At 73.8% G+C, this 20,713-nt stretch carries 21 protein-coding genes; 13 read left to right on the top strand and 8 right to left on the bottom strand.

The genetic code is table 11. The features are described 5' to 3' along the window. Positions 1-12: 12 nt before the first annotated feature. Positions 13-1,158 (bottom strand): lytic polysaccharide monooxygenase, encoded by a 1,146-nt coding sequence (locus tag AC0AIB_RS25540; RefSeq protein WP_328345077.1) that lies wholly within the window; start codon positions 1,156-1,158, stop codon positions 13-15. Positions 1,159-1,498: 340 nt separating this feature from the next. Between AC0AIB_RS25540 and AC0AIB_RS25545 the strand changes: the two genes are divergently transcribed. Then, positions 1,499-2,431: a carbohydrate kinase family protein gene (locus AC0AIB_RS25545; protein WP_465097648.1), complete on the top strand. Its 933-nt coding sequence runs from the start codon at positions 1,499-1,501 to the stop codon at positions 2,429-2,431. A 110-nt stretch (positions 2,432-2,541) separates the two neighbouring features. On the opposite strand, the gene AC0AIB_RS25550 is transcribed toward AC0AIB_RS25545, so the two are convergent. Continuing rightward, the gene (locus AC0AIB_RS25550) at positions 2,542-3,372 is read right to left on the bottom strand and encodes an MBL fold metallo-hydrolase (protein ID WP_328345081.1); all 831 of its coding nucleotides are present in this window, start codon (positions 3,370-3,372) and stop codon (positions 2,542-2,544) included. Continuing rightward, positions 3,369-3,773: a thioesterase family protein gene (locus AC0AIB_RS25555; protein ID WP_328345083.1), complete on the bottom strand. Its 405-nt coding sequence runs from the start codon at positions 3,771-3,773 to the stop codon at positions 3,369-3,371. The genes AC0AIB_RS25550 and AC0AIB_RS25555 overlap by 4 nt, the downstream gene beginning before the upstream one ends. A gap of 146 nt (positions 3,774-3,919) precedes the next feature. Here AC0AIB_RS25555 and AC0AIB_RS25560 point away from each other — a divergent pair, with 146 nt between their 5' ends. After that, entirely contained in the window at positions 3,920-4,960 is a 1,041-nt protein-coding gene (locus AC0AIB_RS25560) for a phosphatase PAP2 family protein (RefSeq protein ID WP_328345085.1), read from the top strand. Between the two features lie 93 nt (positions 4,961-5,053). Here the strand turns inward: AC0AIB_RS25560 and AC0AIB_RS25565 are convergent, their stop codons facing one another. Genes AC0AIB_RS25565 through AC0AIB_RS25575 form a run of 3 tightly spaced genes read right to left on the bottom strand, consistent with a single transcriptional unit; the run spans position 5,054 to position 7,223 of the window. Further along, positions 5,054-6,481, bottom strand: coding sequence for a PH domain-containing protein (locus AC0AIB_RS25565; protein ID WP_442930674.1), 1,428 nt, complete (start codon positions 6,479-6,481; stop codon positions 5,054-5,056). Continuing rightward, positions 6,478-6,996 carry a PH domain-containing protein gene (locus tag AC0AIB_RS25570; protein WP_328345087.1) on the bottom strand — a complete coding sequence of 173 codons (519 nt, stop codon included), beginning with the start codon at positions 6,994-6,996 and terminating at the stop codon, positions 6,478-6,480. Before AC0AIB_RS25570 ends, AC0AIB_RS25565 begins: the two co-directional genes overlap by 4 nt. Continuing rightward, positions 6,993-7,223, bottom strand: a complete 231-nt coding sequence (locus AC0AIB_RS25575; protein ID WP_328345089.1) for a hypothetical protein — start codon at positions 7,221-7,223, stop codon at positions 6,993-6,995. Before AC0AIB_RS25575 ends, AC0AIB_RS25570 begins: the two co-directional genes overlap by 4 nt. Before the next feature lie 241 nt (positions 7,224-7,464). On the opposite strand from AC0AIB_RS25575, the gene AC0AIB_RS25580 reads away from it, so the two are divergent. The 7 genes from AC0AIB_RS25580 (at position 7,465) to AC0AIB_RS25610 (ending at position 14,718) form a co-directional block, all read left to right on the top strand. After that, positions 7,465-8,571, top strand: a complete 1,107-nt coding sequence (locus tag AC0AIB_RS25580) for an AAA family ATPase (RefSeq protein WP_465097649.1) — start codon at positions 7,465-7,467, stop codon at positions 8,569-8,571. Continuing rightward, entirely contained in the window at positions 8,550-9,557 is a 1,008-nt protein-coding gene (locus AC0AIB_RS25585) for a DUF58 domain-containing protein (RefSeq protein WP_465097650.1), read from the top strand. Before AC0AIB_RS25580 ends, AC0AIB_RS25585 begins: the two co-directional genes overlap by 22 nt. After that, positions 9,554-10,504: a VWA domain-containing protein gene (locus AC0AIB_RS25590; protein ID WP_328345095.1), complete on the top strand. Its 951-nt coding sequence runs from the start codon at positions 9,554-9,556 to the stop codon at positions 10,502-10,504. Before AC0AIB_RS25585 ends, AC0AIB_RS25590 begins: the two co-directional genes overlap by 4 nt. A gap of 767 nt (positions 10,505-11,271) precedes the next feature. Next, the gene (gene fabG, locus AC0AIB_RS25595; RefSeq protein ID WP_328345097.1) at positions 11,272-11,976 is read left to right on the top strand and encodes a 3-oxoacyl-ACP reductase FabG; all 705 of its coding nucleotides are present in this window, start codon (positions 11,272-11,274) and stop codon (positions 11,974-11,976) included. A gap of 23 nt (positions 11,977-11,999) precedes the next feature. Next, positions 12,000-12,767, top strand: a complete 768-nt coding sequence (gene fabI, locus AC0AIB_RS25600; RefSeq protein ID WP_465097651.1) for an enoyl-ACP reductase FabI — start codon at positions 12,000-12,002, stop codon at positions 12,765-12,767. 100 nt (positions 12,768-12,867) lie between these two features. Beyond that, positions 12,868-13,899, top strand: coding sequence for a ferrochelatase (locus AC0AIB_RS25605; RefSeq protein WP_328345101.1), 1,032 nt, complete (start codon positions 12,868-12,870; stop codon positions 13,897-13,899). Positions 13,900-13,938: 39 nt separating this feature from the next. Then, positions 13,939-14,718, top strand: a complete 780-nt coding sequence (locus AC0AIB_RS25610) for an HAD-IIA family hydrolase (protein WP_328345103.1) — start codon at positions 13,939-13,941, stop codon at positions 14,716-14,718. Between the two features lie 129 nt (positions 14,719-14,847). Here the strand turns inward: AC0AIB_RS25610 and AC0AIB_RS25615 are convergent, their stop codons facing one another. After that, on the bottom strand, positions 14,848-15,642 hold the full coding sequence (locus AC0AIB_RS25615) for a hypothetical protein (protein WP_328345105.1): 795 nt from the start codon (positions 15,640-15,642) through the stop codon (positions 14,848-14,850). 127 nt (positions 15,643-15,769) lie between these two features. Between AC0AIB_RS25615 and AC0AIB_RS25620 the strand changes: the two genes are divergently transcribed. Further along, positions 15,770-16,597 carry a DUF3097 domain-containing protein gene (locus tag AC0AIB_RS25620; protein ID WP_328345107.1) on the top strand — a complete coding sequence of 276 codons (828 nt, stop codon included), beginning with the start codon at positions 15,770-15,772 and terminating at the stop codon, positions 16,595-16,597. A gap of 113 nt (positions 16,598-16,710) precedes the next feature. On the opposite strand, the gene AC0AIB_RS25625 is transcribed toward AC0AIB_RS25620, so the two are convergent. Continuing rightward, a complete protein-coding gene (locus AC0AIB_RS25625) occupies positions 16,711-18,024 on the bottom strand; it encodes a serine hydrolase domain-containing protein (RefSeq protein WP_465097652.1) in 1,314 nt (437 codons plus the stop codon). 94 nt (positions 18,025-18,118) lie between these two features. Here AC0AIB_RS25625 and AC0AIB_RS25630 point away from each other — a divergent pair, with 94 nt between their 5' ends. The 3 genes from AC0AIB_RS25630 to AC0AIB_RS25640 all read left to right on the top strand — a co-directional run. Continuing rightward, positions 18,119-18,592, top strand: a complete 474-nt coding sequence (locus AC0AIB_RS25630) for an NfeD family protein (RefSeq protein ID WP_328345111.1) — start codon at positions 18,119-18,121, stop codon at positions 18,590-18,592. A 4-nt stretch (positions 18,593-18,596) separates the two neighbouring features. Continuing rightward, positions 18,597-19,703, top strand: a complete 1,107-nt coding sequence (locus AC0AIB_RS25635) for an SPFH domain-containing protein (RefSeq protein WP_328345113.1) — start codon at positions 18,597-18,599, stop codon at positions 19,701-19,703. Positions 19,704-19,924: 221 nt separating this feature from the next. Next, positions 19,925-20,713, top strand: a 789-nt coding sequence (locus AC0AIB_RS25640) for a hypothetical protein (protein WP_465097653.1), incomplete at its 3' end; no start/stop codon positions are given.

The following is a 20,713-nucleotide window of genomic DNA, read 5'->3' on the forward strand; positions in this document are numbered from 1 at the left end:
CTCAGCGTCAGGTCACCGGCCGGAGCAGGTGATCGTGGGCAGCCCGTTCGTTCCGGTGCTGCTGGCCGTGAAGCCGAACGTGGTCGTCTTCTCCGGCGCGACGGAGCCGTTGTACGCGGCGTTGGTGACTGTCACCGTCGACCCGCTGGTGCTCAGCGTGCCGTTCCAGACCTGCGAGATCACCTGGCCGTTGGGCCAGGTCCAGCTCGCCGCCCAGCCACCGTAGGTGCGGGTGCTGTGGTTCATGATGGTGACCTCACCCTGGAAACCACCGGACCAGGCGCTGACCACCCGGTAGACCGCCATGCAGTCGCTGTTGCCCGGCGGTGCGGTGGTCGGGTTCGGCGGCGTGGTGGTCGGGTTCGGCGGCGTCGTGGTGGGGTTCGGCGGCGTGGTGGTCGGGTTGGGCGGCGTCGTGGTGGGGTTCGGCGGGGGAGTGGTGGGGTTGTTACCGCTGCCGACCCCGGTCACCTGGCCGCTGCCGCCGTCGAAGGTGACGTCCGAGCAGCCGAAGAAGTTCTCCTGGCTGTCCGAGCGGACCCAGCGGGAGTAGATGATGTGCCGGCCGGACTTGCCCGACGGCAGGTTCCCGCTGAAGTAGTAGTGCCCCTCGTTGGTGCCCGACGCGCCCTGCTGGGGCGGGTTGGTCACCGTGAGGAACGGCTCCTCCAGGTCGCTCCAGGCCAGCGGCCGGGTCGGGCTCCAGCTGTCCTTCGTCACGTAGAAGTAGAACGTGCCGGGGTGGTGGGCCCAGTTGCTGTACTTGAAGTCCAGCCGCGCGCCGGACGTCAGGTGGGTCAGCGGCCAGTCGGTGCGGGCCAGGTCGTACCCGGCGAAACCGGTGTTGCCACCGCTGCACAGCTTGCCGTCGGGAATGAAGCCGACGGTGCGTCCGCCGGCGTCCGAGCGGAGCACGCTGAACCAGTTGTAGAGGGAGTTGGTGCCGCTCTGGGCGACGGCGGCGGAGCAGGCCGGGTTGTTCGGCCTGATCTCGCCGGTGGGGGAGAGGCCGTCCTGCCAGCACAGGTAGGTCCGGCTGCCCGGAACGATCGGCGTGCCGTGCGCGGCGGCCGGTTCCGGTTGCACCGTCAGGGCGACGGCCCCGAAGGCGAGGGTGGCGGCCGCGGTGAACAACGCGGCCGTACGGGAACGGAGCACGAGCTTCTCCTGATCCGCGGGGGTGGCGTGAGCGCCTGCCCCGCACAAGGTGAGGGATGCGTCGGTCGCGGCTCTGGCCGGCGGCCCGACAGGGGCCGGCGGGCGAGTGCCGTCGGCGGTCCGTGCCCACGGACCGGTGCCTCTCGCGTCTGACCCCAGCTGATCGCCGAGCGGGTGCGGCAGCCCTCCGCGCCGGCCCGGCACAGTAATACCATCACGTCCGGACGAACCGCGCAATAGTCGTTGCTCGATGGGTAGGGTCCGGTTGCCCGGCCGGCCCCGATCGGCGTGGGCCGTTGTGCCAGCCTGGTAGCCGGACGACGAGGCGCTGGGAGGCGACGTGGGATACGCGGTGGTGCTCGGTGAGGCGCTGATCGACCTGCTGGACGCCGAGTGCGAGGGTCGGCCGGTGTTCCGCCAGGCGATCGGCGGCGGCCCGCTCAACGTCGCCGTCGGGGTGGCCCGGCTCGGCGGCACGGCCCAGTTCGTCGGCTCCCTCGGCGACGACGTGCTCGCCGGCCGGATCCGCGACTTCCTGGCCACCGCCGGGGTCGGGCTGACCGGGGCGGTCACCGTCGCGGCACCCACCACGCTGGCGGTGACCACGCACACCGGGGCCGAGCCGGACTTCCGGTTCTACGGCGACCCGCCGTCGTACGGCCTGCTCGCCGCCGACGACCTGGACGTGGCGCTGGTCGAGGGCGCGGACGTGCTCTACTGCGGCTCGATCGTGCTGTTGAGCCCGCCCACGCTCGCCGCCGCACGCCGGGCCTGGTCGCTCGCGCCCGGCCTGCGGGTCTTCGACCCCAACGTCCGCCCCCGGCTGCTGGCCGGTCCGGCGGAGCTGGCCGGTCTGCGGGAGGTGGTGGTGGAGTTCGCCGCCGGGGCGCACCTGGTGAAGCTCAGCAGCGCCGACGCCGCCCTGCTCTGGCCCGACGAGCCGGTCGAGGGGGTCGCGGCGTACCTGCGGGAGTTGGGTGCGGGCACGGTGGTGGTGACCCTCGGCGCGGACGGTGCCCTGGTCGCCGCCGGCCCCGACCCGGTCCGGGTGCCCGCCCCGAAGGTGCGGGCGGTGGACGCCACCGGCGCGGGTGACTCGGTGATGGCCGCGCTCGTGGCCGAGCTGCTCGTCGACGGCGAACCGACCGCGCCGGCCGACTGGCACCGGCGGGTGGCGTTCGCGCTGCGGGTCGCCGGCCTGGTCTGCGAGTCGCCCGGCGGCGCGGTCGCCATGCCCACCCGGGACGAGGTGCGCCGCCGCTTCGCCGCCTGACCGCCGCAGCCCCTCGCGGTCGCCGGACCGCCCGATCGCCCGGTCGGGCGACGGCGGGCGGCCGGCGGGTGGGCGGTCAGCGCCGACGCCGGGCGGTCAGCCGGCGGCCGTCAGGGGGCGCCGTCGAGTTCGAGGTAGCCCCGGCGGGCGGCGACCAGGCCGGGGCGGGCACCGAACGGGGAGTCGGCGGCCACCCGCTCCGGCGGTGCGCCGGCCGTGTGGGCGGCCCGGATCAGCCAGGCCAGCTCGACCAGCCGGGCGTGCTGGGCCCGGACGAACTCCGCGTCCACCGGTTCCCCGTGGCCGGGCACCACCACCGTCGCCGACGTGGTCATCCGCAGCAGCTCGGCGACCGCGTCCGGCCACTGCAACGGGTACGACTCCTCGAACGCCGGTGGCCCGGACTGCTCCACCAGGTCCCCGGCGACCAGCACGTCGGCGTCCGGCACGTGCACCACCAGATCCGCGTCGGTGTGCCCGTGACCCGGGTGCCGCAGCACCACCCGCCGGCCGCCGACGTCCAGCACCGTCTCGGTGTGCACGGTGTGCGTCGGGGCCAGCAGGGTCGTCCCGGCCAGCTCGGCGGCGAGCCCGGGATGCTCCGCCCGCATCTCTTCCCAGGCCGCCCGGCGCAGCCGGTCCGGCCGGTCGCGGAGCGCGGCGGCGGCCACCTCGTGCGCGTACACCGGGCGGGGTGGGTCGGTGGCGAGCGTCGCGTTGCCGAAGCAGTGGTCGAAATGGTGGTGGGTGTTGACGAGCGTCCACGGGTGTGGGGTGACCGCCCGCGCCGCGGTGGCCAGCGCGGCGGCCTGCCCGGCGGTGGACAGGGTGTCCACCAGGAGCGCGGCGTCGTCGCCCACCACCAGCGTGACGTTGACGTCGAGCAGCGGCTCGCGCAGCACGTGGACCCGGTCGGCGATCTCGGTGAACCGGAACGTCATGACAGCCGTGCCGCCCGCGCGACGAAGCGCTGCCGGTCGACGAGCGCCCGTTCCACCCGGCCCGACGCCACCGTCGCGTCGCCGTCGGTCACCGCCACCTCGAACAGCAGCCGTCGGCCGTCGGCCTCGACCAGCCGGGCCTGGGCCACCACGGTCCGCCCGACCGGGGTGGCGGCCAGGTGGGCCAGCTCGACCCGGACCCCGACCGTGGTCCGGCCGGCGGGCATCCCGGCTGCCGTCGCGGCCACCGTGGCGGCCTCGGCGAGGGCGAGCACCCGGGGGGTGGCCAGCACCGGCACGTCACCGGAGCCGACGGCCTGCGCCGTGTCGGCCTCGGTGACGGTCAGCTCGACCTGGCCGGTCAGCCCCGGCGGGAAGGGTTCGTCCGGCTGCTCCTGCATGGGGATCAGCCTAGTGGGCGGGGCACCGGCGTCGGCCGGGAGACCGGCGGCCGGTCGACCCGACGTCGGGCGGTCCCGCGTGCGGCGGCCACCCGACAGGTGGTCGGCGGTGGTCGATACGTTGCCCACCGTTAACCTTGACCGCGATGGCCGTTGTGACTGAGCCCCCGCCCCCCGTCCCGTCCGAGTCCGTCGGCGCGCCCGCCGGTGGACGTCGCCGCGTGATCGCGATGTCCGTCTGGGGCGTCGCCTTCGTGGTGACCTGGCTGGTCATCGGCCTGCCGACAGACCCGGCGTACGCCTTCTGCTGGATCTGGGCCGGCACCGTCGCCTGGAACTGGGGTCGGCCGTGGCGCAGCCACCTGGCCTTCGCCCGGGACTGGATCCCGGTGGTGCTGCTGCTCGCCTTCTACAACCTCTCCCGGGGCTTCGCCGACAACGGCCGTACCCCGCACGCGTACGAGTTGATCGTCGCCGACCGGGTCATGTTCGGCTGGGCCACCGGGGGCGAGGTGCCGACGATCTGGCTCCAGCAGCACCTCTACCGCCCCGAGGTGCACTGGTGGGACGTGCTGGCCAGCTGGGTCTACTTCTCCCATTTCGTGGTGACGCTGGCCGCCGCCGCCGTGCTCTGGCTGCGCAGCCGGGAGCGCTGGGGTGCGTACATGCGGCGGTGGGGGTTCCTCTGCGCCGCCGGCCTGGTCACCTACTTCGTCTACCCGGCCGCGCCGCCGTGGTGGGCGGCGCAGAACGGCCTGCTCACCGAGGTCGCCCGGATCTCCACCCGGGGTTGGAAGGAGTTCGGCATGCACGGCGCGGGCAACCTGCTCAACGCCGGGCAGATCGCCTCCAACCCGGTCGCCGCGATGCCGTCGCTGCACACCGCCTGGGCGCTGTTCGTGGTGCTGTTCTTCCTGCGGTCGACCCGCCGACGGTGGTGGCCGCTGTTGCTGGCGTACCCGCTGGCGATGACCTTCACCCTGGTCTACAGCGGTGAGCACTACGTGATCGACGTACTTGTCGGCTGGGCGTACGTGGGGATGACGTTCCTGGTCGTCGGCCTGGCCGAGCGGGCCTGGCGGGCCCGCCGCGCCCGGCGGGCCGGCAGCGACGACGACCGGGCCGGTGCCGCCGAGGCCGCGCCGGTCACGCCCGCCGTCGTCGGGTCGGAGGCAGCCGGTCGCTGACCTGCCCAGCCCTGCGTGCCACGCCGGGTCGGCCGCCGCCCGTCGCGGCCGAGCCCGGAGGGTCGGGGTCGGGCGAGCAGGTCGCGGGCGCGGTCAGCGGGCGCGGCGGGCGGCGTGGGACCGCGCGGTCAGTTCGGCGGCGAGCGCCCAGGCCTGGGCCAGGTCACGGTCGTGCGCGGCGGCACCCGACCCGCCGGCGGTGTCGACGTGCACCGTGGCCAGCCGCAGCCGCCGCTGCGCCGGCCCCTGCACCACCCGCACGCTCTGGATCCGGGCGTACGGCACCAGCGCCACCTGCCGGGTGAGCAGGCCGGACCGGACGGCGAAGACCCGCTCGTGCAGCCCGGCGCCGAGCACCCGGGCGCTGAGCGGGCGCAGCCAGCGGGCCCGGGTCGGCGGCGGCGTCAGCGGCAGCGCGGTCAGCCGCACCCCGGGCAGCACCTCGTCGACGATGGCCGCGCCGACGGTCAGGTCACCGACGGGCAGCAGCCGGTCGGGTCGGTTGCGGTCGTCGGCCTCGCCGCCGGAGTAGCCGGCGACCTCCAGCCGCAGCCGCAGCCAGCCCTTCATCCGCCAGAGCAGCGGCCAGGTCACCCCGACGGTCTGCACCCGTTCCAGTGGCACGGTCTGCATCCGGGTCTCCAGCAGGCCGTTGTGGATGCGTAGCCGGTCGGACTCGCGGGCCAGTCGGAAGTTCCAGTCGTCGAGGACCCGGCGGACCGGTTGCAGCAGCACGCCGGCCATCGCGGTGAGGGTGCTGGCCACCGCGATGAACGACCAGGATCCCTCGGAGAGGAACTGCGCCACCACGAAGGCGACGCCGAACGGGAGCAGGAATGCCTGCGGGGTGAGTAACTGGCTGACCAGCAGGTCGGTGTTCGTCACCGCGTGCAGCGGCCGACCCGCCGGCTCCCGGTCGGTCGGTGCCGGCACCGGCGCGGCGTCCGCCTCCGCACCCCCTGTCGACGGTGCCGCGTCGGCGGTCGTCCGGTCGGGGGTGCCGGCGGCCACGGCGAGCAGCCGCTGCCTCAGCCGGTCCGCGTCGACGACCGAGAGGTACGCCAGCGGCGCCTCGGTCTTGCCGCCGCCGACCACCTCCAGGCGCAGCTCGGCCAGCCCGGTGAGCTGCGCCAACAGCGGGCGGACCACCTCCACGGCCTGCAACCGCTCCAGCGGGATCGCCCGGGTACGCCGCCACAGCAGACCCTCGTGCACCCGCAGCTCCCGCCCGACGACGTGGTAGCCGGTGTTGTACCAGCTGACCACCGCCAGCACCGTCGCACCCAGGGCGAGGGCCGCCACCAGCACCGCGAACCACCCGAAGCCCACCCGGGACAGCGTCGACCAGGAGAGGCCGGCGATCACCACCGCCAGGGACTTCGCCCCCTGTAGAACGGGGCTCAATGGGTGCAGCCGCTGCCGCGGCTCGGCACCGCCCGCCCCCGCAGGGGAGCCCGGGGCGCTCGGGAACCCCGGGACCGCCGGGTGGGCCGCGCCGGGGCCGGGACGACCGTCGGTCACAGCCCCTCCGCCCGGTCCTCACCGAGGGCGGTGAGCCGGTCACGCAGTCGGGACGCCTCGGCCGGCCGTAGGCCGGGGACCCGGGCGTCGGTGGCCGCCGCAGCGGTGTGCAGCTGCACGGTGGCCAGGTCGAAGGCGCGTTCCAGCGGGCCGGCGCTGACGTCGACGAACTGCATCCGCGAGTACGGCACGATGGACAACCGGCGGACCAGCAGCCCATGCCGGACCAGCAGGTCGTCGGCGCGCTCGGCGTACCCCCAGGCGTGGACGGCCCGGACGATCGTCACCGCCCGCCAGCCGCCGCCGAGCAGCACCACGGCGCAGCCCGCACCGAACAGCCAGTGCCCCTGCAACGCCCAGCCCAGCGCCAACCCGACCAGCAGCACTGCCAGGCCCAGCGCCAGGCGGAGCAGCTCCACCCAGATCAGGTCGGTCGAGATGGGCTGCCAGCGGACGGTGTCCGGCCAGGGTTCGAGGGCGCTCACCGGGGACTGGGGTGGCTCGGCAGCGTTCACGCTTCGAGGGTATGCGATCCGGGGAGCGCGGCGACCTCACGGAGGAACCCGCGAGCGTCGAGAAAGTCGCCGAGGCTGCCCCGGTGGGCCGGGCAGGCGAGCCAGGTCTTGCGTCGGTCGGGGACGTGCAGTCGGGGATTGTTCCAGCGCAGGGCCCAGACGGCGGGCGCGCGACACCCCCGGGACGAACACACGGGAGCCTCGTCGGCGGGGGTGGGATCGGTCACCAGGGGAGTGTAGGCACGCCCGGGACCGGAAGTTTGAGCGCCGGGCGGCCACGGGGGGAGCCGCCCGGCGACGGGGTGAATCGTACACGCGGCAGACCCCTTCGTGTCCAGCCTCGTTCAGTGATTCGGTGATCCGGACGGCGTGCCCGAAATCGGGTTCTCCCCACCTCGGCTCTCAGCCGGGCATGCGAGTCTTGTTACCGCACCACGCCACGACGACCGATCATGCTGTGGAGGACCGGTGGCCCAGCCGACCACGCCCGACGCCCCGACCCCGAACGGGACGGCCCCCGAGACATCTGCGACGGTGACCACCCCCGCCCAGGACGCCACTCTGCTGGAGCGCGCGCTGTTCGAGATCAAGCGGGTGATCGTGGGGCAGGACCGGATGGTGGAGCGGATGTTCGTGGCGCTCCTGGCCCGGGGGCACTGCCTGCTGGAGGGGGTGCCGGGGGTGGCCAAGACCCTGGCGGTGGAGACCCTGGCCCGGGTGGTGGGTGGCGAGTTCGCCCGGGTGCAGTTCACCCCGGACCTGGTGCCGGCCGACATCATGGGCACCCGGATCTACCGGCAGTCGAGCGAGAAGTTCGACGTCGAGCTGGGCCCGGTCTTCGTCAACTTCCTGCTCGCCGACGAGATCAACCGGGCCCCGGCCAAGGTGCAGTCGGCGCTGCTGGAGGTGATGAGCGAGCGGCAGGTCTCCATCGGCGGCCAGACCCACCGGGTGCCCGATCCGTTCCTGGTGATGGCCACCCAGAACCCGATCGAGCAGGAGGGCGTCTACCCGTTGCCGGAGGCGCAGCGGGACCGCTTCCTGATGAAGATCGTCGTCGGGTACCCCACCGACGCCGAGGAGCGGGAGATCGTCTACCGGATGGGGGTCGCCGCCCCCGTGCCGGCGCAGGTGTTCACCGCCGACGACCTGCTCGCCCTGCAACGCAAGGCCGACCAGGTCTTCGTGCACAACGCGCTGGTCGACTACGCCGTCCGGCTGGTGCTGGCCACCCGCAGCCCCGCCGAGCACGGCATGCCCGACGTGGCCCGGCTGATCCAGTACGGGGCCAGCCCGCGCGCCTCGCTCGGCCTGATCCGGGCCACCCGGGCACTGGCGCTGCTGCGCGGCCGGGACTACGCGTTGCCGCAGGACGTCCAGGACATCGCGCCGGACATCCTGCGCCACCGGCTGGTGCTCAGCTATGACGCGCTCGCCGACGACGTGCCCGCCGACCACGTGGTGCACCGGGTGATGTCGACCATCCCGCTGCCCTCGGTGGCGCCCCGGCAGCAGGCGTCCGCGCCGCCGGTCAGCGGCCCGCCGGCCGCCGGTTGGCCCGGGCAGCGGCCGTGACCACACCGGTACGCCCGGCCGACGCCGGTGGGGAGCGGACCGAGGCGGTGCTGTCCCGGCTGCAACTGTTGGTCACCCGTAAGCTCGACGGCCTGCTCCAGGGCGACTACGCGGGTCTGCTGCCGGGGCCGGGCAGCGAGGCGGGGGAGTCCCGCGAGTACCGCCCCGGCGACGACGTACGCCGGATGGACTGGCCGGTCACCGCCCGCACCACCACCCCGCACGTGCGGCGTACGGTGGCCGACCGGGAGTTGGAGACGTGGCTGGCGGTGGACCTGTCGGCGAGCCTGGACTTCGGCACCGGCCGGTGGCTCAAACGGGACGTGGTGGTCGCCGCGACCGCCGCGCTGACCCACCTGACCGTGCGCGGCGGCAACCGGATCGGCGCGGTGATCGGCACCGGGGAGCAGGCGCCGCCCGCGCCCGCCCGTCGGTGGCGGCCCGCCCCGCCGCCGCCCACCGGGCCGGGGGTGCTGACCCGGGTGCCGGCCCGCTCCGGCCGGCGCGAGGCCCAGGCGCTGCTGCGCGCGGTGGCGCACACCCCGTTGCGACCCGGGCGCGGCGATCTGGGGGCGCTGGTGGACCTGCTCAACCGGCCGCCGCGCCGGCGTGGCCTGGCCGTGGTGATCTCGGACTTCCTCGCACCGCCCGCGCAGTGGGGTCGGCCGCTGCGTAAGCTGCGGGTCCGGCACGACGTGCTGGCCATCGAGGTGGTCGACCCGCGCGAGCTGGAGTTGCCCGACGTGGGGGTGCTGCCGGTGGTGGACCCGGAGACCGGGGAACTGCACGAGGTGCAGACCGCCGACCCGCGACTGCGGCGGCGCTACGCCGAGGCTGCTGCCGCCCAGCGCGGCGCGATCGCCGCCGAGTTGCGCGCCGCCGGCGCCGGGCACCTGATGTTGCGTACCGACCGAGACTGGCTGCTGGACATGGTGCGATTCGTGGCCGCCCAGCGGCACGCCCGCACCCGGGGGACGACGCGATGATCCGTTTCATGCAACCGTGGTGGCTGCTGGCGCTGCTGCCGGTGGTGGCCCTGGCCGCGGCGTACGTCTGGCGGCAGCGCCACCGCCGGGCGTACGCGATGCGGTTCACCAACGTGGACCTGCTGCGTACCCTCGCGCCGAAGGGGTTGGGCTGGCGGCGGCACGCGGCGGCGACCGCGCTGCTGCTGGCGATGGTGGCGCTGGCCACCGGGATGGCCCGGCCGGCGATCGACACCCAGGAGCCGTTGGAGCGGGCCACCGTGATGCTCGCCATCGACGTGTCGTTGTCGATGCAGGCCGACGACGTGTCGCCGAACAGGTTGGAGGCCGCCCAGGAGGCGGCGAAGCAGTTCGTGGGTGAGCTGCCGGCCAGCTACAACCTGGGGCTGGTCTCCTTCGCCAAGGCGGCGAACGTGCTGGTGGCGCCCACCAAGGACCGGGCGGCGGTGACCGCCGCGATCGACGGGCTGACCCTGGCCGAGGCGACCGCCACCGGCGAGGCGGTGTTCACCTGCCTGGAGGCGATCCGCTCGGTGCCGGCGGACGGCGCGGCCGGGATCCCCCCGGCCCGGATCGTGCTGCTGTCCGACGGTTTCCGCACCTCGGGCCGGTCGGTGGAGGAGGCCGCCGCGGCGGCGCAGGCGGCGAACGTGCCGGTCTCCACCATCGCGTTCGGCACCGACTCCGGTCAGGTGGACATCGGGGGCCAGTTGCAGCGGGTGCCGGTGGACCGGCTGGCGCTGGCCCAGCTCGCCGAGACCACCGAGGGCTTCTTCTACGAGGCGGCCTCGGTCGCCGAGCTCAAGCAGGTCTACCAGGACATGGGCTCGTCGATCGGGTTCCGCACCGAGCCGCGCGAGATCACCCAGTGGTACGCGGGGGTGGCGCTGCTGCTGGCACTCTGCGCGGGCGGGCTGAGCCTGCTGTGGACGTCCCGGATGCTGTGACGCGGGCGGGCTGACCGGTGGCGCCCCGGGCCGGGTGCTCGGGCCGGTCGGTGGCGCCGTGGGCCGGGTGCTCGGGCCGGTCGGTGGCGCCGTGGGCCGGGCGGGCCGGTGGTGGTCAGTGACCGCCGCCGGCCAGCACGAACACGACGGCCACCCAGACGGCGGCCAGGGTGAAGCTCAGGGGGGCGACGTAACGGCTCATGAACGGCTCCGGTGGCGACTGGACGGTCCGCGGGGCGGGCGGACCGCAGGGGGTTGGTCAGGGCGCACACACGAAGTCGTGACCGGGCTGCTCCACCGTGGGACCGGCACCCGCCGAACCTCCGGCTGACGGCCGAGGGTGCAGCGGTGCGGTGCGGGGAGCGGGAGCTGGGTCAGCTCAACCGACTGAGTCGTGGCTCAGCGGGGCTGACGGAGGGCCCGGCCACGACTGGGAGGATCGCTATCTCGCACAGCGATCACCTCCTGCGGTCGGCGGGGCCCAAAACGCGAGCGGCATTCGGCTCGCGGACGCCGATCATCGTACAACGGGGAGGCCGGGGACGCGTAAACGACTGGCCGGCACCGGTCCGGTGGACCAGGAGTGACCCGACGGACCCGGCCGCGACACCGGCTGGCGGTGCAGGCCACCCGTCGGGGGCGGGTCCGCACCGGCCGGGCCGCGCCGCCGCGCCACGGCGGGTACGTCGACGGCGGACCGTTAGCGGTTACCTGTCGGTAACGCCTAGGCTCCGACCGGAATGATCAGCGGAACCGAAGGGGGACCCGTGGCCCGTACCGTGCTGGTGACCGGCGGCAACCGGGGAATCGGACTGGCCATCGCGCAGGCCTTCGCCAAGCAGGGCGACCGGGTGGCGGTCACGCACCGCAGCGGCGACGCCCCCGAGGGGCTGTTCGGGGTCCGCTGCGACGTCACCGACTCCGCCTCCGTCGACGCCGCCTTCACTGCCGTCGAGGCCGAGTTGGGCCCGGTGGAGGTGCTGGTGGCAAACGCCGGCATCACCGACGACACGCTGCTGATGCGGATGTCCGAGGAGCAGTTCACCGGGGTCGTCGACACCAACCTGACGGGTGCCTTCCGCTGCGCCAAGCGGGCCTCGTCCAAGATGCTCCGGGCCAAGTGGGGCCGGATGATCTTCATCTCCTCGGTGATCGGGCTCTACGGCGGTGCCGGCCAGGTCAACTACGCCGCCAGCAAGGCCGGTCTGGTAGGGGTGGCCCGCTCGATCACCCGGGAGCTGGGCGGCCGCAACATCACCGCGAACGTGGTCGCCCCGGGCTTCATCGACACCGAGATGACGGCCAAGCTGCCCGAGGACCGCCGCACCGAGTACCGCAAGGTCATCCCGGCCGGCCGGTTCGCCACACCGGACGAGGTCGCCGGGGTGGCCACCTGGCTCGCCTCGGACGCCGCCGGCTACATCTCCGGTGCCGTCATCCCGGTCGACGGCGGCCTCGGCATGGGTCACTGAGAACGTACGGAGGAAGCCAACACATGTCAGGACTGCTCGCCGGAAAGCGGCTGCTGGTCACCGGCGTCATCACCGACGCCTCGATCGCCTTCTCGGTGGCGAAGCTCGCCCAGGAGAACGGCGCCCAGGTCGTGCTCACCGGCTACGGCCGGCTCTCGCTGGTCGAGCGGATCGCCCGCCGGCTGCCCCAGCAGGCGCCGATCATCGAGCTGGACGTGACCAGCCCCGAGCAGCTCGCCGGCCTGGCCGACCAGGTACGCGAGCACGTCGACGGCCTCGACGGGGTGGTCCACTCGATCGGCTTCGCCCCGCAGAGCTGCCTCGGCGGCGGCTTCCTCGACGCCCCCTGGGAGGACGTGGCGACCGCGCTGCAGGTCTCCACGTACTCCTACAAGTCGCTGGCCATGGCGGCCCTGCCGCTGATGTCGCCGGGCGGGGCGGTGGTCGGGCTCACCTTCGACGCCACCAAGGCCTGGCCGGTCTACGACTGGATGGGCGTGGCCAAGGCCGGTCTGGAGTCCGTGTCCCGCTACCTCGCGGTGCACCTGGGCAAGCAGGGCATCCGCAGCAACCTGGTCGCGGCCGGGCCGCTGCGCACCATGGCGGCGAAGTCGATCCCCGGCTTCGAGCAGTTCGAGCAGGCGTGGACCGAGCGTTCCCCGCTCGGCTGGAGCCTCACCGACCAGGAGCCGGCCGCCCGCGCCTGCCTCGCGCTGATGTCGGACTGGTTCCCGGCGACCACCGGCGAGATCGTCCACGTCGACGGCGGGTACCACGTCCTCGGCGCCTGACCGCCACACGGAGGGGCCCCGCTCCCGGGGCCCTTCCGTCATGTCCGCCGACCAGGGGGCGTCGTCGGACCGTCGCCGGGCGCGGGGGAGAATGCACCCCATGTCGTACGACGCATTGGTGCTGGTCTCCTTCGGTGGCCCGGAGCGGCCCGAGGACGTGCTGCCCTTCCTCCAGAACGTGACCCGGGGGCGGGGGGTGCCGCCCGAACGGCTGGCCGAGGTCGCCGAGCACTACCTGCACTTCGGCGGGGTCTCCCCGATCAACGAGCAGTGCCGTGAGCTGCTCGCCGCGATCCGGGCGGACTTCGCCGCCCACGACGTCGACCTGCCGGTCTACTGGGGCAACCGGAACTGGGATCCGATGCTCGCCGACACAGTGGAACACATGCGCGGCGACGGGATCACCCGGGCGCTCGCCTTCGTCACCAGCGCCTACGGCGGTTACTCGTCCTGCCGGCAGTACCAGGAGGACATCGCCGCCGCGCGCGCCGCCGTCGGCCCGGACGCCCCGGTGATCGAGAAGCTGCGGCAGTTCTGGGATCATCCCGGCTTCGTCGAGCCGCACGCCGACGCGGTGCGCGCGGCGCTGGGCAAGCTCGACCCGGCGCGGCGGGACACCACCCGGCTGGTCTTCACCGCGCACTCCATTCCCAGCTCGGCGGCGGCCACCGCAGGCCCGCAGGGCGGCCGGTACACCGCGCAGTTGGCCGAGACCGCCCGCCTGGTGCACGCCGCCGCCGCGCCCGACCTGCCGTACGACCTGGTCTGGCAGAGCCGCTCCGGCCCGCCCCAGGTCCCGTGGCTGGAGCCGGACGTCAACGACCACCTGACCGCCCTCGCCGGGCAGGGCGTGACCGGGGTGGTGGTCAGCCCGATCGGGTTCGTCTCCGATCACCTGGAGGTGGTCTGGGATCTCGACACCGAGGCGTCGGAGACGGCCACGCAGCTCGGCCTGGACTTCGTCCGCGCCGGCACCCCCGGCACCGATCCGAGGTTCGTGACCATGGTCCGCGAACTGGTGGCCGAACGCACCACGCCCGACGGGGAACGGCTTCGCCGTCGCCTCGGTGAGCTGCCCATGTGGGACACCTGTCCGACCCCGTGCTGCGTGTCGGCCGCCCGCCGCCCCTGATGACGACCCGCCCGCTCCGACACCCCCTTGGGACGACAGATGCTTGACCGCAGACCGGTACAGAGCTGGCTCACCGACATGGACGGCGTGCTGGTGCACGAGGGGCAGCCGGTTCCCGGCGCGCCGGAGTTCATCAACCGGCTCCGGTCGTCCGGCAAACCCTTCCTGGTGCTGACCAACAACTCGATCTACACCCCGCGTGACCTCCAGGCCCGGCTCACCCGGATGGGTTTCGAGGTGCCCGAGGAGGCGATCTGGACGGCGGCGCTGGCCACCGCCCAGTTCCTCGCCGACCAGCGGCCGGGTGGCACCGCGTACGTGATCGGGGAGGCGGGGCTGACCACCGCGCTGCACGCTGTCGGCTACGTGCTGACCGACTTCGCCCCGGACTACGTGGTGCTGGGGGAGACCCGCACCTACAGCTTCGAGGCGATCACCAAGGCGGTCCGGCTGATCAACGACGGGGCGCGGTTCATCTGCACCAACCCGGACGTCACCGGCCCGTCGGTGGAGGGCGCGCTGCCCGCCGCCGGCTCGGTCGCCGCGATGATCTCCAAGGCGACCGGGGTGGAGCCGTACTTCGTCGGCAAGCCGAACCCGATGATGATGCGCTCGGCGCTGAACACCATCAACGCGCACTCGGAGAGCACCGCGATGATCGGCGACCGGATGGACACCGACATCCTGTGTGGACTGGAGGCCGGGTTGGAGACGATCCTGGTGCTCACCGGGATCAGCACCCGGGCCGAGACGGAGCGTTACCCGTACCGGCCGTCCCGGATCGTCGACTCGGTGCTCGACCTGATCGACGAGATCTGAGCCACGGCGGTCCGGCGGCACGAACCGGTGCCGGAACCGACCCGGTCAGCGCGCGGCGGTGGGACGGGCGGCACGGGTGCGGTCACGGGCGTGCGGGGTCAGGAGCCGTGCGGGGTCAGCGGCGTGCGGTCAGGGGCGGAGCGGGGCGTTGCAGGCGGCGACCAGCGCCTGTCGGCAGGCGGTGGTGAGCGGGCGCAGGGCGGCGTCGCGCTGCTGGGCCTCGTGGTTGTTGACCGCCCCGCCGGGCGCGCTCTCCCCGGCCAGCGCGAGCACCCGGTCGACCACGGCGGCGCGGGCGAAGAGCCGCCGGGAACGCGGGTCGAACCCGGGTGGCAGGTCGGTGGCGCCGTCCGGGCGACGCAGCGCGGCGAGCGCCCCGGCCAGCTCGGGCCGCCACTGGGCCACGTCGAGCCGGGTCAGCGCGGCGGTCGACTCGGCAAGCGCGGTGGCCAGTTCGGCTTCCGCCTCGGCCGCTCCCGGTGCGGTGAGCGACGCTCTCGGCGCGTCGGCCGGCAGCGGGTAGACCCGCCACAGCACCGTCTCCCAGGTCATCCCCGAACCCGAGGTGTGGCTGCGCACCTCGGGGATCAGCCCGAGCCCGCCGGCCACCACGGCCTCCCCGGCCAGCAACGCGGCACCGGCGAAGTCGCCCGGACCGGGCAGCCCGCGTGGGTCGCCGGGGGCCGGCAGCACCAGCCGGATCTCGTCGGGGGAGAGCTTGGCCAGCGCCGGCAGGGCCTCCCGCAACGGCACGTCCCGCCAGGTGCCCGGGGCGTCGGCGACCAGGTGCTCCTCGTCGCCGGCGACCGACTCGGTCACCTCGTCGAAGGGCACCAGGCCGGCCCGCCAGGCGCGTACCCAGGCCACGAAACGGCTCGACCGGCGCGCGGCCAGGGTGGCCGCGCCCGTTGCGGGGGAGGACATGCCGAAAGGGTACGTGCTCCCCGCCGCCCCTGTCTCGACTGCCGTGTCGTAGGTCGCCCGGCCGGCCCACCGCGCGGGTGGGCGCGTCGGGAGGTGCCGGGGCGCGGCGGGGGTTAGCGTGATCGACATGGCGGGGCGATACGGCGAGGACGTGCTGGCGGGCGACTGGCGGCGGCGGAAGGTCACCCCCGAGGTCGACGCCGAGGTGGATCTCGTGGTGGAGGACGCCGACTCGGGGTTCTGCGGCGCGGTGGTCGGGTTCGAGTCGGGCGCGGTGGTGCTGGAGGACCGGCACGGCCGTCGACGCGTCTTCCCCCTGCTGCCTGCCGCATTCCTGCTCGACGGGAAACCGGTGACCCTGCGAAGGCCGGTCCGTGCCCCGGTTCCCGCCGCCCGTCGCCGTACCGCCTCCGGGTCGATCGCCGTGGCCGACGTCCGGGCACAGGTGGCCAAGGCCAGCCGGATCTGGGTCGAGGGGGTGCACGACGCCGCCCTGGTGGAGCGGATCTGGGGGGACGACCTGCGGGTCGAGGGCGTGGTGGTGGAGCCGCTGGACGGCATCGACGCCCTCGACGCCGAGGTGGGTGCCTTCGCGCCCGGCCCGGCCCGCCGGCTCGGGGTGCTCGTCGACCATCTGGTGCCCGGCTCGAAGGAGAGCCGGATCGTGGCCCGGGTGGACTCCCCGTACGTGCTGGTCACCGGCCATCCGTACGTCGACGTGTGGCAGGCGGTCAAACCGGCCGCGCTGGGCATCCGGGCCTGGCCGGTGGTGCCACCGGGCCGGCCCTGGAAGGAGGGCGTCTGTGCGGCCCTCGGGGTGGCCGAGCCGGCCGACATGTGGCGGCGCATCCTGTCCCGGGTGGACAGCTTCGCCGACGTGGAGACCCCGCTGATCAACGCGATGGAACGCCTGATCGACTTCGTCACCGAACCGGACCGCACCGCCGCCGGCTGACCTGCGTCTGGCCCGCCACCTCGCCGGCCGGACGCCCGCGACCGACCCGGGCACGGCGGGCCCGGCCACCCGTGGGCGCCGGCCGGCCCCGCGTGCCCGTCCGGGTGATCCGGTCAGGGTTCCTGGTCGGGGGTGCGGGTGAAGACGAAGGTGCCGATGTCCAGGCCCACCGCCCGCCCGTCCGGGTCGCGGAGCACGGCGAGGACTTCGCCGTCCTGGTCCCCGGAGCGACCACGCCAACGGTCCGGTCCCTCCCGGGTGAACCGGAGCGTCGGGTTGCCGACCCGACCGGCCCACAGCTCGCCGGCCGGGTCGGCCCGGACCTCGTACTCGATGCCCATCCACCACCAGCGGCCGGTCAGCTCGGCCAGTTCGGCCGCGGGTGGGGCGGCGGCCGGTCGCCAGGGCGTGACCGGCGTCGGCTCGGCGTCCAGGACCAGGGTGAGCAGTTGCCGGGACAGCCCGCCGATGTGGCCGGTGCGGAACCCGTACGAGTTGGCGTAGCCGACCACGGCGGTCCGGCTGGGCCGGTGCACGGTCAGCGCGGCGACGTAGCCGGGCATCGAGCCGCCGTGGCCCACGTAGACCCGGTCACCGTCGCGGTACAGCTCCAGCCCCAGGCCGTGCCCGCCGCGCCAGGAGTCCAGGTCGTTGAGCATCACCGGGGTGCACATCTCGGTGAGGGTGTCGGCGGCCAGCACCTCGTCGGTGGGGTCCGCGAGGAACGCCGCCCACCGGGCGAGGTCGGTCACCGTCGACCAGAGCTGCCCGGCGGGGGCCATCGCCCCGGTGTCGGTGCGCGGCTCCTCCCGCAGGGTGTCGTGCCAGGGGTGCACCACGTAGCCCGGCGCGTAGGGCTCGGTGGGGTGGTAGGTGGTACGCCGCATACCCAGCGGGTCGAGGATCCGGGCGGTGAGCAGGTCGGCCCAGGGCGTCCCGGTGACCCGCTCCAACACCCCGCCGAGCAGCCCGTACGCCAGGTTGGAGTAGTGGTAGCCGCGCCAGGCGGGGTAGCCGACCTTGTCCGTGGTCACACCGGCGACCAGGGTGGCCAGGTCGGTGCCCCCGGTCCGCTCCCACCACGGGCCGTCGGGCTCGCGTAGCAGGCCGCTGGCGTGGCCCAGGAGTTGGCGCAGGGTGAGCCCGCCGACGGCGGTGCCCGGCAGGTGCCGCTCCAGCGGGTCGTCGAGGGTGACCCGGCCGGCGTCGCGTTCCCGCAGCAGCAGCGTCGCGGTCATCGTCTTGGTGATCGAGCCCACCCGGTACTGGAGGTCGGCGTCGGGGCGCGGGTGGTCGCCGGCCGCGGCCAGGTGGACAAGCGTCCCGTCCCGCACGACGCCCAGCACCAACGACGGCGTACGCCCCGCGGCCTGGGCCTGGGCCACGACGGTGTCGATCCGGCGGACGGTCTCGGAGAGCAGGGTCACCATCGGCTCCTCCACGGCGGTCGGTACGGGCCTGGATCGAGCTTACTGATCACGAGAAGTGGGTGGATTCGCGTGGACGTGTCACGATCGGGGGGTGGACGCCGTGGTGTGGATCGTGCTGGGTGTGCTGTTGGCCGTCGCCGAGATCTTCACGACGACGCTGTTCCTGATCATGTTCGCGGTCGGTGCGTTCGCCGCCGCCGGAGCCGCCGCGCTGGGTGCTCCCGTCGCGGTGCAGGCGGTGGTCTTCGCCGTGGTGTCGGCGTTGACGGTGGCGCTCGCCCGGCCGACCATCCGCCGGCACATGCGGCCGTCGGTGGACACCGGTGAGCAGCCGTTCGGGGTGGAGGCGCTGGAGGGCGCCACCGCGTTGGTGATCGAGCAGGTCGACGCCGAGCGGGGCATGGTGAAGATCGACGGCGAGTTGTGGACGGCGCGTCCGTACGACGCGACGCAGACTTTCGAGCCCGGTGTGCGGGTGCAGGTGATAAAGGTCCGGGGCGCCACCGCCCTGGTGTGGCAGGACGACATTTCCTCCCCCGGCGAGCTGCCGGAAGCGAAAAGGTGACGGTATGGAATTTCTAGCGGTCCTGTTGGTGGCCGTGGCGTTGATCATGGTGGTGACGCTGGCGAAGGCGGTACGCATCGTGCCGCAGCAGCGTCAGGACGTGGTGGAGCGACTCGGCAAGTACAAGCGCACCCTGAACCCCGGCCTGAACCTGCTGGTCCCGTTCGTGGACGCGGTGCGTACCAAGGTCGACATGCGGGAGCAGGTGGTCAGCTTCCCGCCGCAGCCGGTGATCACCTCCGACAACCTGGTGGTGTCGATCGACACCGTCCTCTACTACAAGGTGGTCGACGCGGTCCGGGCCACCTACGAGATCGCCAACTTCATCCAGGCGATCGAGCAGCTGACCGTCACCACGTTGCGTAACGTGATCGGTTCGCTCGACCTGGAGCGGGCGCTGACCAGCCGCGAGGAGATCAACAGGCACCTCTCCGGCGTGCTCGACGAGACCACCGGCCGGTGGGGCATCAAGGTCACCCGGGTGGAGATCAAGGCGATCGAGCCACCGGCGAGCATCCGCGACTCGATGGAGAAGCAGATGCGTGCCGAGCGGGACCGCCGGGCGGCGATCCTCACCGCCGAGGGGCACAAGCAGTCGCAGATCCTCACCGCCGAGGGTGACAAGCAGTCCGCGGTGCTGCGCGCCGACGGTGACCGGCAGGCCCGGATCCTCCAGGCCGAAGGCCAGGCCAAGGCGATCCGGACCGTCTTCGACGCGATCCACACCGCCAATCCGAGCCAGAAGGTGCTGGCCTACCAATACCTCCAGGCGCTGCCGCAGATCGCCAACGGCACGGCCAACAAGGTCTGGATCATCCCGACCGAGCTGACCAAGGCCCTGGAGGGCATGGGCGGTGCGCTGGGTGGGCTCAGCCGGATGGTCGGCGACGAGCCGGCCCCGGAGGCCAAGCACAGCGCCGGCGAGGTCGAGCGGGAGGCCGCCGAGGCGGCCCAGGCGGCGGCCATCGCCGCCCAGCAGATCCACGACGAGGTACGCGTCGCGGAGGCGCAGGCCACCGGCGGCAAGGTGCCGCAGGGGCTGCCGGCACCCGAGCCGGTCTCCCCGGCCAGTCTGGTCAGCGACCCGGCCGACCAGCGCGAACGGGCCTGACCCCGACGCCGCCCACCCCGGGCGGCAAATGCGAGAAACGCTCATCCGGTGCCCCGGTGCCTGCCACGATCGGTCCTGAGGGACGGGTGGTGGTCAGGGACCGGGGCGCCGATGCGTCGCATGCCCCCCGTCGGAGCAGACGGGTGACGCGTTCCGGCCCACCCGTCGGAGCAGACGGGCGCTGCCTTGCGTGTCGCCCGTCCGAGCGGACGAGGTGAGGCATGAAGGACCTGTTCTCCCGTACCCCGGTTCCCGGCGCACACGACCCGGCAGGGCCGCTGGGCACCCGGCGGACCGGTGGCGGCTTCGGGGTGCTGCCCTTCGTCGGCGACCCCGGCCCGGCCGCGCCTGCCACCGACGCCAGTTGGGCCTGGTCACTGCGCCGGCTGTCCCGCGCCTCGGTCTGGCTGCTGCCCGCGTACGCGGTGCTCTACGGGCTGGTGGCGATGGCCAGCGACGGCGGGGTCGGCAACGACCCGTACCCGGCCGACGGCCGACCGCTCTACCTGCTCGGCTGGGTGGCCGCGATCTGGCTGGGGCTGCTCGCCCTGCTCGCGCTCACCGGCCTGCTCGCGGCCACCCGCAGCCGGCGGGGCGCGGTGGCGGGCCTGCTGGCCAGCATCGGCGGCACGGTGCTGATGCTGCCCTTCGCCGGCCTGACCGAGCAGGCCCCGGTCTTCGGCACCACCGCCCGGATGCTGGTGCTGGTCGGGGCCACCTGCTACAGCGCGGGATGGCTGCTCACCGGCTGGGCGGTGGCCCGCAGTGGTGTCTTCGCCATCGGCGACGGGGCGATGCTGATGATCGCCGCCCCGCTGCTCGGCCTCGGCGGCGCGCTGGTCGGCTCGTTGCAGACCTTCGGCGCGATCTTCGTGCTGATCGCCGGCATCGGCATCGGCTACCGCTCCGGCCGCCTGCTTCCCGCCGCCACCGCCCGAGACGCCGCCACCGCCAGCCTCACCACCCCCACCCCCACCCCCACCGGCCCCCCCCCGGCCCGCACCAACCTC

The organism is Micromonospora sp. DSM 43699 (genome assembly GCF_055517075.1).